We start from the raw sequence: 12,276 nt of genomic DNA on the forward strand, positions 1-12,276 counted from the left end.
TCGACCCCGCGGCCCTTCCACGGCGAAGGTCGTGGACCGGTGGAAAGACCTCCCCGGTGTGTAGTGTCGCCGCAGGTCGTGACCGTAGCCACTTTCGTGGTGAAATGCACGGTCGGCTGAGGGAGGCGGGAGATGGCGGCACCTGAGCTCGTCCGTCCGAGCGGCGGTACCCGGCGGCTGCGGATGCGCCGCTCCTGGGTGCGCGCGGGCTTCACGGGGCTGTTCGGCGTCGCGTTCGGCCTGGGGCTGTGGGGCTTCGCGGTCTACCGGACCGACCCCGGCTTCGCCTGGGGCACCACGGGCTGGGACGTCGTCTACTACTCCGTCCAGCTCTTCGTGCTCGGCGCCGAGGCCACCAACGACGGCGGCGACCTGCCCTGGCAGCTCCAGGCCGCCCGCTTCCTGGCCCCGGTCGCCACCGGCTACGCCGTGTTCGAGGCCGTGCGCTCGCTGTTCGCCGACCAGTTCGCGCTGATGCGGACGCGCCGGATGCGCGGGCACGCGATCGTGGTGGGCCGCACGCCCGCCGCCGACCTCATCGCCGAGGCCCTCGCGGCACGGGGCGCCCTGGTGGTGCGGACCGCGACGGGCGACGCCGACTCCCTGCGCGACGCGGGGGTGGCCGGCGCCGCGGTCCTGTACGCCTGCGAGGCCGAGGACGACGAGCCCGGCGTCAACGTGCTCACCGTGGCCGTCGCCAACCGCGTGGACCGGAACCCCGACCTGCCCGGCCTGCGGCTCAACGCGCACGTCAGCGACCCCGAGCTCGCCCTGGCTCTCCAGGCGCGGCACCTGAGCCACCCCCAGCCCGGCGTCGACTTCTTCACGCTCGGCGAGCTGGTCGCCCGCTCCCTGGCCCGCCGCGACCGGCTCGTGGTGCGCGGGGACGCGCCGCACGTCTCGGTGGTCGGGCACGGCACGTTCGGCCGTGCGCTCGTGGTCGCGTTCGCGCGGCTGCGGAGCGTCGAGATCGCCTCGGGCGGCGAACCGCTCACGGTCACCCTGGTGGGGCCCGGCGCGCACGACGCCGCCCGCGCGCTGCACGCCCGCTGGCCCGCCGTCCGCGCGGCCTGCCGGCTGGTCCCGGTCGAGACGTTCGCCGATGTCCGCGCGATCGGCGTCCCGGCGCGGATCTACGTCTGCCACGACGACGACGGCGACGCCCTGCGCGAGGCACTGCGGGACAGCGACCTGTGGCGGGCGAGCGAGGGCGCCGTCGTGCTGCGCCTCAACCGCCTCGCCGGGCTGGGCGGCCTGTTCGGCACGCACGACGGCGCCATCCTCGACGACCTCGGGGGACGGCTCGACGTGGTCGAGCCGGGCACGCTGCTGCGCCGCGCGACGGCACCCGGCGCGCTGGTGCACGACGACGTCTACGACCTCATGGCCGTCTCGGCGCACCTGACCTACCTGCGCAACCAGCGCGCGGCCGGCGTGGCCTGGGAGAGCACGCCGGCCATGGTCTCCTGGGCCGAGCTGTCCGACGACCTGCGCGCCGCCAACCGCGCCCAGGTGCGGGCCATCCCGGACCGGCTGCGCCAGATGGGCTGCACGGTCGCGCCCGCCCGCGGCACCGAGCACGGTCGCATCCCGGAACCCGTCGTGGACGCGCGGGCCGTGGACGAGCACGACCGCTGGACGGCCGAGAAGGTGGCCGCGGGCTGGACCTACGGGCCGCAGCGGGACGACGCCCGCCGCCTGCACCCCGACCTGCGCCCCTGGGACGAGCTGTCCGAGGCGGACCGGGAGAAGGACCGCGCGGCGATCCGTGCCATCCCCGTGATCCTCGCGGACTTCGGGCTGCACGTGGTGCCGCTCGACGGCGACGCCGGCTGGGAGGCCGACGGCGCCCCCGTCCCCGACCCGCGCGGCGTCGTCCGCGGGTGGCGCATGTTCGGCCGCGGGCGGGCGGGGCAGCCCGGGGAGGGCTGAGACCCGCCCGCCGGGCCTGACAGGATGGCCCCATGCGAAGCGTCACCCTCCTCGGCTCCACCGGCTCCATCGGCACCCAGGCCGTCGACGTCATCGGGCGCAACCCCGACCGGTTCCGCGTGGACGCGCTGTCCGCCGGCGGCACGGACCTGCCGCTCCTCGCGCGCCAGGCGGCCGCCCTCGGCGTCCGCGCCGTCGCCGTGGCCGACGACGCCGCCCGCCCCGCGCTGACCGCCCTGCTCGCCGAGGCGGGGGCCGACGGCGTCGAGGTGCTCGCCGGGCCCGGCGCCGCCACCGAGCTGGCCGGCCGCGGCAGCGACGTCGTGCTCAACGGCATCACGGGCTCGGTCGGACTGCGGCCCACGCTCGCCGCGCTGGAGGCCGGATCGACGCTGGCGCTCGCGAACAAGGAGTCGCTGGTGGTGGGCGGCGCGCTGGTCACGGCGGCCGTGCGGTACGAGGGCCAGATCGTGCCCGTGGACTCGGAGCACTCGGCCATCGCCCAGGCACTGCGCTCGGGGTCGGCGCCCGAGGTGCGCAAGCTCGTGGTGACCGCGAGCGGCGGGCCCTTCCGGGGACGCACCCGCGACGAGCTGCGCGAGGTCACGCCCGCGCAGGCCCTGCGGCACCCCAACTTCGCGATGGGGCGCGTGGTCACCACCAACTCCGCGACCCTGGTGAACAAGGGCCTGGAGGTCATCGAGGCGCACCTGCTGTTCGACCTCCCGTTCAGCGCGATCGACGTGGTGGTGCACCCGCAGCAGGAGATCCACTCCATGGTCGAGTTCGTGGACGGGTCCACCATCGCGCAGGCCGGCCCGCCGCGGATGCTCGTGCCCATCGCCCTCGGCCTGTCCTGGCCCGACCGCCTGCCCGACGTCGACGTGGGGATCGACTGGACGCAGGCCGCCACCTGGGAGTTCGCGCCGCTGGACGACGACGCCTTCCCCGCCGTCCGCCTGGCACGACAGGTCGGTGAGGCCGGCGGGACGTTCCCCGCGGTCTACAACGCGGCGAACGAGGTCTGTGTGGACGCCTTCCACGACGGCACCATCGGGTTCCTCGACATCGTCGACACGGTCGCCGCCGTCGTCGAGGCGCACGCGGCGACGGGCGCGGGCGATCCGGGGTCGGTCGAAGGTGTGCTGGAGGCCGACGCCTGGGCCCGGGCGCGGGCCGCGGAGATCCTCAAGACGGCGTAGGTGACAAGACGGTGGCAAAGCCGTGGTGGACGGGGCCGTGGCCGCGCCACGGCCCGGCCGCCGTCCCGGTGCCCCCCACCACGAGGTCGTCCGCCGCGCGCAGCGCCCCCGTGAGGTAGGTCTTCGCCGCGCGCACCGCGGGCTCCCAGCCGTCGTGCACGGGTCGCAGCACGGCGCACGCCGAGCTCAGCGTGCAGCCCGTGCCGTGGGTGTTGCGCGTCGCGACCCGGGGCGCGGCGAGCGCCACGACGCCGCCGGCTCCCGCCCCGAGCCCCGGGCCCGCGAGATGGTCCACCGCCTCCGCGGACGTGAGGTGCCCGCCCTTGACCAGGGCGAACCGTGCGCCGAGGCCCAGCAGCGCGCGGGCCTGGTCCGCGGCCTCGGCGGCGTCCCGGGCGGGGTCGGTGCCGAGCAGCACGGCCGCCTCGGGCAGGTTCGGCGTCACGAGGTCGGACAGGGGCAGCAGCTCCTCGCGGAGCACCGTCTCGGCCTCGCGCGCCAGCAGCCGGTCGCCCGACGTCGCGACCATGACCGGGTCGAGCACCACGAACGGCGGCCGCGCACCGGCCCGTAGGTCGCGCAGGGCGGCGGCGATCGCGCGGGCGACCTCGGCGTCCGTCGTCATGCCGATCTTCACCGCGTCCACGGCGACGTCGGCGAACAGGGTGGCGAGCTGTGCGGTGACCATGTCGGCCGGGACGGGCAGCACCCGGGTCACGCCCGTCGTGGACTGCGCGGTCAGGCCCGTGAGCACCGCGCAGCCGTAGCCGCCCAGGGCGGCGAACGTCTTCAGGTCGGCCTGGATCCCGGCACCGCCCGACGGGTCGGAGCCGGCGATCGTCAGCGCCACCACGGGGTGGCCGGCCGGGCGGGTGCGCGCGGCGGCGTCGAGCAGGGGGTCGGGGGGCAGGACGGAGCCCATGAGGCGTTCCCTTCGCTAGCACTACCTAGATCAGGTTCCACGGGTACGTCTCAGCCGGGCTGTGCCCCGGCGCCCCGCGCCATGTGGGCCCACCCTAGACCGGATCGAAGGATCAGTGACCGCGCGTCCAGTTGAAGACCGCCAGGCCCGTCACCAGCGCGCCCACGGTGACCAGGGCCGTGGCCGCGACCGCCTGGACGCCGTCGATCAGCGCCGCGTCCAGGGCCACCTGGACCGTCCCGATCAGCGCGTAGACGCCGGCGAACACCGTGATGGCCGACAGGGTGCCGTCCATGAGCCGGCGCCTGCTGCGCTCCCGCCTCGCCTCCTCGGCGCGCTCGCGGTCGCCGTGCAGACGCTCGAGGGCGGCGAGCCGCGTGGCGATGGGTTCCTGGAGCAGCTCGCGCAGCCGTTCGGTGACCACCGCGGCCTGCTGCTCGAAGTGCGAGGCGTGCAGGAGCTGGTTGAGCATCCGGGACTCCAGGGCGGAGGCCAGGAACGTGGGTGAGGTGATGGTGGTCAGCGTGGTGCGCACCTCCGAGGCGAACTCGTGCAGGCGCAGCTGCTCGCGGGTCAGCCGTTCCTTGCGCTCGGCCAGGTCGGCGCCGTTGTTCACGTCGTGGTCGGCGAGCATGGCCGCGACGATCCGCAGGTGGTCGGCCAGCGTGGCGTTCCAGGCGCTGAACAGCCCGTTGAGGCTCGCGACGAACTCGGCCAGCGAGCCGTACTGGGAGATCTTGAAGTGCGCCGCGCCGACCAGCGCGACCGTCGTGGAGTTGGTGGTCACCGCCACGACGTCACCCAGGTGCCGCACTCCTTCCAGGAGCACCGGGTTGCGCTGGCGCAGGGTCCAGTCGCACAGCGTCGCGGTGCCGTACGAGACCGGCTGGAGCAGCACCTGCGAGCCGAACGCGGCGAGCAGCTCGTCACCCATCGCGACCGGCGTGCGGACCGCCCGGGGTGCCGCGGGGCCGGTGCCGCGGCTGGCCTCGTAGACGGTGGTGACCACGTGCGCCCGTCCCTGGGCGATCTCGGTCCCCGTGCGGACCAGGTCCGCCGTGGCGCGCTGGAGCAGGTCGGCGAGGTCGAACAGGCGCTCGGGCGGCAGGGCGTCGCCGTGGTCGACGTCGAGCGGCGAGCCGTCCGGCGCGATCCACCGCACCCGGATGTCGGCGTGCAGGTTGGACAGCCGGAACCGGGCGTCGCGCACCTGCTGCGGCGACTGGTCGTGCGCCGAGTACCGGAACCGCACGTAGTGGTTGCCGAACTCGGTGAACCGCACGTCGCAGGTCAGCTCGGCGATGAGCGTGCCGTCGGGCTGCTCCAGCCGCACGTCGGGCATGGACAGCGAGGCCCCGCCGTACGGGCGGGCGGCACGGTCGACGCTCGCCCAGACGTCGTCCATCTTGAGGCGGGCGCGTGTCGCGACGGTCCGGACGCCCAGCAGCCAGGGGCGTTCGTCGCGGTCGGCGATGCCGCGGATCGCCGCAACGGCGGCGGCCGGGCTCACGTCCCGCAGCCCGAACGGGTAGATGTAGACGGTCTTGAGCCGGTCCAGCGTGAGCCACCGCGCGCCGAGGTTGCGGTGCAGCTCCGTCAGGTGCATCCGGTAGGAGCGCAGCTCGCTGGCCAGGATGTAGTTGAGGTGCCGGTCGGTCTCGGCGGCGCGCAGCCCGTCGAGCGCGGGGCCGAGGCGGTCGGGCCGGCCCGCCATCGCCTCGTCCGCGGCCACCGACGCCTCGGCGAGCGCGCGGAAGTAGCGGATCCGCGTCACGGCCTGCGGTACGAGCTCCCGGCGGAACGGGGACGCCGGGTCGGGGATGGCCCGGGCGGCGCGCAGCAGGTCCGCGCACCTCTGACCCGCCCGCGCGGCAGCCCCGGCGAGCCGGGGCAGGCTGCCCGCGCTGCGGGCGGCCGACGTGTGCATCTGCGTGATGAGCGTGCGCAGCAGCACGGCCACGGCGTCGCCCTCGGCCCGGCACACGGCGTCGGGGGCCTCGTCGCGGCACGTCTCCCAGGTCTCGACGAACGCGCGCAGCGGCACGATGATCCGGCCGTGCCGGAACGTGTACTGCAGCGCGTCGCTGGCCTGCGACCACAGGTAGAGGCCGAGGAGCGCGGCACCGCGCGGCAGGCCGGCGACGGCCCGCAGGACGGCGGCGGTCTGCGGGCCGCGCGGGTCGCCGGGCAGCGGGTGGCGCCGGTTGGGCGCCTCGCCGTCCTCGCCCATGTTCCAGCGGGACGCCGCCCAGATCGCGCTGACGTCGACCCCGGCCTCGCGCAGGTGCCGGGCCACCCGGGAGTCGCCGTCCGGACCCGACCACGCCTCGGTCTGGAAGACCGCGGCGAGGCTGTCGGCGAGCGCCGCGGGACCGTGGGTGTGCCCGACCTCGGGTACGGACGAAACAGACATGCCGCCAGGTTAATGATCGGTAACCGAAGTTTCAAGGAATTGTCATGGAACGGGAGTGGCGTGAACGTCGAGTGGTCGAGCCGAGGGGAGCCGTGCGCTGCCTTCCGGGCTGTCGGACAGGTGCCGTAGTCTCGGTGCCGTGAGCATCGTTCCGCACATCGTTGGTGTGCTCGTCCTCCTGCTCGGCGTCGTCGTCTCGGTGGGGCTGCACGAGCTGGGGCACATGGTCCCGGCCAAGAAGTTCGGCGTCCGGGTGAGCCAGTACTTCGTGGGCTTCGGGCCCACGCTCTGGTCGCGGACCAAGGGGGAGACGGAGTACGGGATCAAGGCGATCCCGCTCGGCGGGTTCGTGCGGCTGGTCGGCATGATGCCCCCGGCCCCGGAGGGTGCGCGGCGCGGCAAGGGCTTCTGGAGCGACCTGGTGGCCGACGCGCGGGACGCATCGGTGGCCGAGGTGCGGCCCGGTGAGGAGCACCGCGCCTTCTACAACCTGTCGACGCCCAAGAAGCTCGTGGTGATGTTCGGCGGGCCGTTCATGAACCTCGTGATCGCGACGGTGCTGATGGCCGTCATCCTCATCGGTTACGGACTGCCCGCCGTCTCCACCACGGTCGCCCAGCTCTCGGAGTGCGTACCGGCCTCCGTCACCTCCACCGCCTCGGGCGACGACTGCGAGGGGCAGCCCGCCGCACCCGCCGCGGCCGCGGGGCTGGAGCCCGGGGACGAGGTGGTCTCGTTCGGCGGCACCGAGGTGCACGGCTGGCAGCAGCTCGTCGGCCTCATCAACGACTCCGCCGGGCGCGAGTCCGAGATCGTGGTGCTGCGCGACGGCGAACGCGTCGCCCTGGAGGTCACCCCGGCCCGTACCGACCGCCCCGTCGTGGACGAGGAGGGCGCCCCCGTCCTGGATGCTGCGGGGGAGCCCGTCGTCCGCCCCGGCGGTTTCGTGGGCTTCTCACCGCTCCAGGTGCGCGAGCCCCAGCCCGTGTCGAGCGTGCTGCCGGCCGTCGCGGACCAGACCTGGCAGACGGCCACCATGGTCGCCACGCTGCCCGTCCGCGTGGCCGACGCTGCCACGCAGGCATTCAGCGCCGAGGAACGCTCGCAGGACTCGGTGCAGTCGGTCGTCGGCGTCGCGCGGATCAGCGGCCAGATCATGGCCCTGGACGAGGCGATCCTCGACCGCGTGATGATCTACCTGAGCCTGCTCGCCAGCCTGAACATCGCGCTGTTCGTCTTCAACATGATCCCGCTGCTGCCGCTGGACGGCGGGCATCTGGTCAACGCCCTCTACGAGGGCGGCAAGCGCACGGTCGCCCGGGTGCGCGGCGCCGCCGTCCTGCCCGGCCCGGCCGACGTCGCCCGCATGACTCCCGTGGCCTACGTGGTCTTCCTCGTGCTGCTCGGGGTGGGCGGCATCCTCATCGTGGCCGACCTGGTGGATCCGGTGCGGATCACGTGACGCCGAGCACGATGTGCGTTTTGACCCTTCCGAAGAGTGGATACTGAGTCCGTGACCGCAATCAGCCTCGGCATGCCAGCAGCACCCCCGCCGGTCCTCGCCCCCCGCCGCAAGACCCGCAAGATCAAGGTGGGCAAGGTCGAGGTGGGTGGTGACGCACCCATCAGCGTGCAGTCCATGACCACCACGCCCACCACCGACATCAACGCGACCCTCCAGCAGATCGCGGAGCTCACGACGGCCGGCTGCGACATCGTCCGCGTCGCCGTCCCGAGCGCCGACGACGCGGAGGCGCTGCCGATCATCGCCAAGAAGTCGCAGATCCCCGTGATCGCGGACATCCACTTCCAGCCCAAGTACGTGTACGCCGCGATCGACGCCGGCTGCGCCGCCGTCCGCGTGAACCCGGGCAACATCCGCAAGTTCGACGACCAGGTCAAGCAGATCGCGCAGGCCGCCAAGGACGCGGGCGTGTCGCTCCGCATCGGCGTCAACGCGGGCTCGCTCGACAAGCGCCTCCTGGAGAAGTACGGCAAGCCCACCCCCGAGGCCCTGGTGGAGTCGGCCGTGTGGGAGGCCAGCCTCTTCGAGGAGCACGACTTCCACGACTTCAAGATCTCGGTCAAGCACAACGACCCCGTGGTCATGGTCCGCGCCTACGAGCTGCTCTCCGAGCGCGGCGACTGGCCCCTGCACCTCGGCGTCACCGAGGCGGGCCCCGCGTTCCAGGGCACCATCAAGTCGGCCACCGCGTTCGGTGCCCTGCTCAGCAAGGGCATCGGCGACACGATCCGCGTCTCCCTCTCGGCCCCGCCGGTCGAGGAGGTCAAGGTCGGCAACCAGATCCTGCAGGCGCTCAACCTGCGTCCGCGCAAGCTCGAGATCGTCTCCTGCCCGTCCTGCGGCCGGGCCCAGGTGGACGTCTACACGCTGGCCGAGAAGGTCACCGCCGGCCTGGAGGGCATGACCGTCCCGCTGCGCGTCGCCGTCATGGGCTGCGTCGTCAACGGCCCGGGCGAGGCCCGCGAGGCCGACCTCGGTGTGGCCTCCGGCAACGGCAAGGGGCAGATCTTCGTCAAGGGCGAGGTCATCAAGACCGTCCCCGAGGCGATGATCGTCGAGACGCTCATCGAAGAGGCGATGCGGATCGCGGATGAGATGCCGACGCCGGAGAATGAGGCACAGGCCGGTTCGCCGGTCGTCTCGGTGGGCTGATCGCCACCCGGGAACCTGAGTCGAACGGAGCAGGACATGGCCCGCTGGCGCACCCCGGTTCCGGCCGGGGCGCGCCCGGACGGGCCCCGCCCCGGTGACCTCGCCCGGCGCGAGCGGCGGGACACCGCGCGATCGCTGACGCGTGAGGACCTGACGCAGGCGCTCGCCGTCTGCGCCGTCGACCCCGTGGCGTCGGTGCTCGCCGCCGCCCGGCTGGAGATCGCGCTCCGCTCGGGGTTCGGCGCGGCGGCGGGCCAGGCGTGGGGCTTTCCCGACGCCGGCCCGCTGGAGGCCGTCTGCTGGGCCGGCGCCAACCTGGTGCCGGTGGTCCCGATCACCGATCCAGAGCGGCGCGCCCAGGCGGTGGCCGCGTTCGCCGACGTCGCGCGCATGCACGGGCGCCGCTCCTCGTCGATCGTGGGGGAGCAGTGGGCCGCGCTCACGCTCTGGGAGCACCTGTCGCCGCACTGGCCGCCGGCGCGTGACGTGCGGGCCGACCAGCCGTCCATGGCCATCGGCACGGCGCCCGCGCTGCCGCCCGAGCCCACCGTCCGCCGGTCGGTGCCCACGGAGCTGGGCCTCGTGCTGCCGGCCTGCGTCCGTATGTTCACCGAGGAGGTCGGCTACTCGCCGGTCGCCTCGGGCGGCTCCGCCTACGCGGAGCGCGTGCGGTCGCTCATCACGGAGGGCCGCTCGTTCGTCCGCATGGTGCCCGACGTCGGCGGCCGCCCCGCCATCGCCTTCAAGGCCGAGCTCGGCGCGGTGGCCGGCGGCGTCGCGCAGGTGCAGGGGGTGTGGGTCGAGCCGGCGTTCCGCGGCCGGGGCTGGTCGGAGTCGGGCATGGCCGCCGTGGTCGAGGCCACCCGCGCCACCGTGGCCCCGGTGGTGTCGCTGTACGTGAACGCCTACAACGAGCGGGCCGTGGCGGCTTACCGGCGCGTGGGCTTCGAGCAGGTGGGCACGTTCGCCACGGTCCTGTTCTGACCCGTCAGGCCTGCGGCTCCACCCGCTCGAACAGGTGCTCGTAACGCACCACCAGCCCGGCGTCGTCCACCGTCAGGTCCGCCTCGAACCCCCGGGACAGGCCGAGGTCCACGTACCGCACCCGGCCCGGCCCCGCGGCGTCGTAGCGCTGCCTGGAGCGGGTGACGGTCAGCGCCGGCCCGTCGATGTACGCGGTGTCCAGGACCAGGCTCGGAGCGGCACCCATCCGCCGGACCGGCAGTGTGTTGCAGAAGGGCGTGACCGACAGGTCGGGCTCCTCGGCACCGTCCAGGTCGGGGCGGGGCTCGCCGTCGACCAGCCAGCCGGACCCCGCCCGCTCCAGCACGAGCGCGGCCCGGGTCCCTCGTGCCCAGACCTCGGTCTCGACGCGTCGCGCGCTCCAGCCGGGGTCGAGCCACCAGCGGTGGTCGAGCCGGAACCCGCCGTCCTCCACGCAGATGACGGACCCTGACGCGGTCACGCCGCCGGGGCCGGCGGTGAGCTCCAGGCGCTCCAGCCCCACGACGTCGGTCCGGCGCCAGTAGACGACGGTCACCGCAGCAGCTTCGACATCCGCCGGTCGGCCAGCGGCTTGCCGCCCGTCTGGCACGTGGGGCAGTACTGCATCGACCGGTCCGCGAACGACACCTCGTGCACCGTGTCGCCGCACGGCACACCGTTCCACCCGGGGCACGGCTGGCCGGTACGGCCGTGCACGCGCATCCCGGCCCGCTTCGCGTCCTTGAGCTCCTTGGCCGGCTTGCCCGACGCCGCCGCGATCGCCTCCCGGAGCACGTCGCCGACGGCCTGGTGCAGCCGGGCGGTCTCCTCCGGGGTGAACGACCCGGTGAGCTTGTAGGGGCTGAACCGGCTCACGAGCAGGATCTCGTCGCTGTAGGCGTTGCCGATGCCCGCGATGGCCCGCTGATCGCGCAGCAAGCCCTTGACCTGCTGGTTCCTCGCGGCGAGCAGCCCTGCCAGCACCTCGGTCGTGAAGGCGGGGTCCAGCGGTTCGACACCGAGGGAGGCGACCATCTCGATCTCGGCCGGGTCGTGCACCACGTGCACGGCCAGGCGCTTGCGGGTGCCCGCCTCGGTGAGGTCGAACCCCGACCCGTCGTCGAGCCGCACCCGCAGCGCGAGCACGGCGCCCCGGCTGGAACCGCCCAGCGAGGGCCGCACGGGCTTGTCCGGCAGGGCGTCCGACCAGCGCACCCACCCGCCCCGCGAGAGGTGGAAGACCAGGTGCAGCGGTTCGCCGTCGGGCAGCGTGGTGACGACGACGTCGAGCCACTTGCCGTGCCGGGCCACACCGCTCACCGTGCCGCCCGCGAGCGCGTCGGGCGACGGGCTGAACGTCTTGAGTGCCACGATCGAGCCCACCTCGACCGAGCGGACCGTGTGCCCGGAGGTGCGCTCGCGCAGGAAGTCCGCGAGCGCGGCGACCTCGGGCAGCTCAGGCATGCGCCCATCCTCCGAGAGTTCGGCGGATGCGGCAAGGGAGGAGCTGGGGTGGGGAGGGGCGGGGGTGTGAGGTGGCGGGGGGAGGTGGGAGTGGGGGCAGGTGGGAGAGGGGCGGGTGGGAGGTGGGTGAGGGGAGAGGGGCGGGTGGGAGGTGGGTGAGGGGCAGGCGGCAGGTGGGAGGTGGCGGGGCAGCGGTGGGAGGTGGCGGGGCGGTGGGTGGGAGGTGACAGGGGGAAGTGGCAGGTGGGCAGAGGAGGGGCGGCGGTCCTGGGTTCGGTCTCTTGCAGGTCGCACGGCTTTGTCTTCGGTCGGTTGCCCCGAGATCGGTCACTCGATCGACCGATCTCGGCGCAACCGACCGAACTCTCGTCCCGTTCGGGTGCAGCTGACCGAATTCTCGTCCTGTCCGGGTGCGGCTGACCGAATTCTCGTCCTGTCCGGGTGCGGCTGACCGAATTCTCGTCCTGTCCGGGTGCGGCTGACCGAACTCTCGTCCCGTCCGGCTGCAGCTGACCGCCCACTCGCCCTGTCCGGGTGCGGCTGACCGCCCACTCGTCCCGTCCGGCCGCAGCTGACCGACCACTCGCCCCTCCCGGTTGCAGCCGACCGCCCACTCGCCCCGACCGGCCACATCCGACCGACCACCCGCCCCTCCCGGCTGCAGCTGACCGAACACCCACCC

At 73.9% G+C, this 12,276-nt stretch carries 9 protein-coding genes and 1 riboswitch; of the genes, 5 read left to right on the forward strand and 4 right to left on the reverse strand.

The genetic code is table 11. From position 1 onward, the window contains the following. Nucleotides 1-132 precede the first annotated feature (132 nt). Nucleotides 133-1,932: a RyR domain-containing protein gene (locus ACIG47_RS21810; protein ID WP_397433136.1), complete on the forward strand. Its 1,800-nt coding sequence runs from the start codon at nucleotides 133-135 to the stop codon at nucleotides 1,930-1,932. A gap of 32 nt (nucleotides 1,933-1,964) precedes the next feature. Further along, nucleotides 1,965-3,134: a 1-deoxy-D-xylulose-5-phosphate reductoisomerase gene (dxr, locus tag ACIG47_RS21815; RefSeq protein ID WP_397433138.1), complete on the forward strand. Its 1,170-nt coding sequence runs from the start codon at nucleotides 1,965-1,967 to the stop codon at nucleotides 3,132-3,134. Here dxr and thiD read toward each other — a convergent pair. Both thiD and ACIG47_RS21825 read right to left on the reverse strand, forming a co-directional pair. Beyond that, on the reverse strand, nucleotides 3,121-4,056 hold the full coding sequence (thiD, locus tag ACIG47_RS21820; RefSeq protein WP_397433139.1) for a bifunctional hydroxymethylpyrimidine kinase/phosphomethylpyrimidine kinase: 936 nt from the start codon (nucleotides 4,054-4,056) through the stop codon (nucleotides 3,121-3,123). The two genes, dxr and thiD, sit on opposite strands and share 14 nt — an antisense overlap. Next, nucleotides 4,046-4,143, reverse strand: a riboswitch (TPP riboswitch). (Overlaps the previous gene by 11 nt.) Nucleotides 4,144-4,168: 25 nt before the next feature. Continuing rightward, a complete protein-coding gene (locus tag ACIG47_RS21825; RefSeq protein ID WP_397433140.1) occupies nucleotides 4,169-6,469 on the reverse strand; it encodes a hypothetical protein in 2,301 nt (766 codons plus the stop codon). A gap of 139 nt (nucleotides 6,470-6,608) precedes the next feature. On the opposite strand from ACIG47_RS21825, the gene ACIG47_RS21830 reads away from it, so the two are divergent. The 3 genes from ACIG47_RS21830 to ACIG47_RS21840 all read left to right on the forward strand — a co-directional run bounded on the left by ACIG47_RS21830 (nucleotide 6,609) and on the right by ACIG47_RS21840 (nucleotide 10,130). Beyond that, a complete protein-coding gene (locus tag ACIG47_RS21830) occupies nucleotides 6,609-7,931 on the forward strand; it encodes a M50 family metallopeptidase (RefSeq protein ID WP_397433141.1) in 1,323 nt (440 codons plus the stop codon). Nucleotides 7,932-8,003: 72 nt separating this feature from the next. Then, nucleotides 8,004-9,146, forward strand: a complete 1,143-nt coding sequence (ispG, locus tag ACIG47_RS21835) for a flavodoxin-dependent (E)-4-hydroxy-3-methylbut-2-enyl-diphosphate synthase (RefSeq protein ID WP_397416307.1) — start codon at nucleotides 8,004-8,006, stop codon at nucleotides 9,144-9,146. Nucleotides 9,147-9,182: 36 nt separating this feature from the next. After that, nucleotides 9,183-10,130: a GNAT family N-acetyltransferase gene (locus ACIG47_RS21840; RefSeq protein WP_397433142.1), complete on the forward strand. Its 948-nt coding sequence runs from the start codon at nucleotides 9,183-9,185 to the stop codon at nucleotides 10,128-10,130. A 4-nt stretch (nucleotides 10,131-10,134) separates the two neighbouring features. Here ACIG47_RS21840 and ACIG47_RS21845 read toward each other — a convergent pair whose 3' ends face one another. Continuing rightward, the gene (locus tag ACIG47_RS21845; protein WP_397433143.1) at nucleotides 10,135-10,686 is read right to left on the reverse strand and encodes a putative glycolipid-binding domain-containing protein; all 552 of its coding nucleotides are present in this window, start codon (nucleotides 10,684-10,686) and stop codon (nucleotides 10,135-10,137) included. Beyond that, nucleotides 10,683-11,594 (reverse strand): Fpg/Nei family DNA glycosylase, encoded by a 912-nt coding sequence (locus ACIG47_RS21850; RefSeq protein WP_397433144.1) that lies wholly within the window; start codon nucleotides 11,592-11,594, stop codon nucleotides 10,683-10,685. The genes ACIG47_RS21845 and ACIG47_RS21850 overlap by 4 nt, the downstream gene beginning before the upstream one ends. Nucleotides 11,595-12,276: the final 682 nt, after the last annotated feature.

The sequence above is a fragment of the Promicromonospora sp. NPDC052451 genome, assembly GCF_044547525.1.
In the GTDB taxonomy this organism is placed as follows: Bacteria; Actinomycetota; Actinomycetes; order Actinomycetales; family Cellulomonadaceae; genus Promicromonospora.

Coding starts and splice junctions, on each gene's coding strand:
- ACIG47_RS21810 (WP_397433136.1), top strand. CDS start 133: ATGGCGGCACCTGAGCTCGTCCGTCCGAGCGGCGGTACCCGGCGGCTG.
- dxr (WP_397433138.1), top strand. CDS start 1,965: ATGCGAAGCGTCACCCTCCTCGGCTCCACCGGCTCCATCGGCACCCAG.
- thiD (WP_397433139.1), bottom strand. CDS start 4,056: ATGGGCTCCGTCCTGCCCCCCGACCCCCTGCTCGACGCCGCCGCGCGC.
- ACIG47_RS21825 (WP_397433140.1), bottom strand. CDS start 6,469: ATGTCTGTTTCGTCCGTACCCGAGGTCGGGCACACCCACGGTCCCGCG.
- ispG (WP_397416307.1), top strand. CDS start 8,004: ATGCCAGCAGCACCCCCGCCGGTCCTCGCCCCCCGCCGCAAGACCCGC.
- ACIG47_RS21840 (WP_397433142.1), top strand. CDS start 9,183: ATGGCCCGCTGGCGCACCCCGGTTCCGGCCGGGGCGCGCCCGGACGGG.
- ACIG47_RS21850 (WP_397433144.1), bottom strand. CDS start 11,594: ATGCCTGAGCTGCCCGAGGTCGCCGCGCTCGCGGACTTCCTGCGCGAG.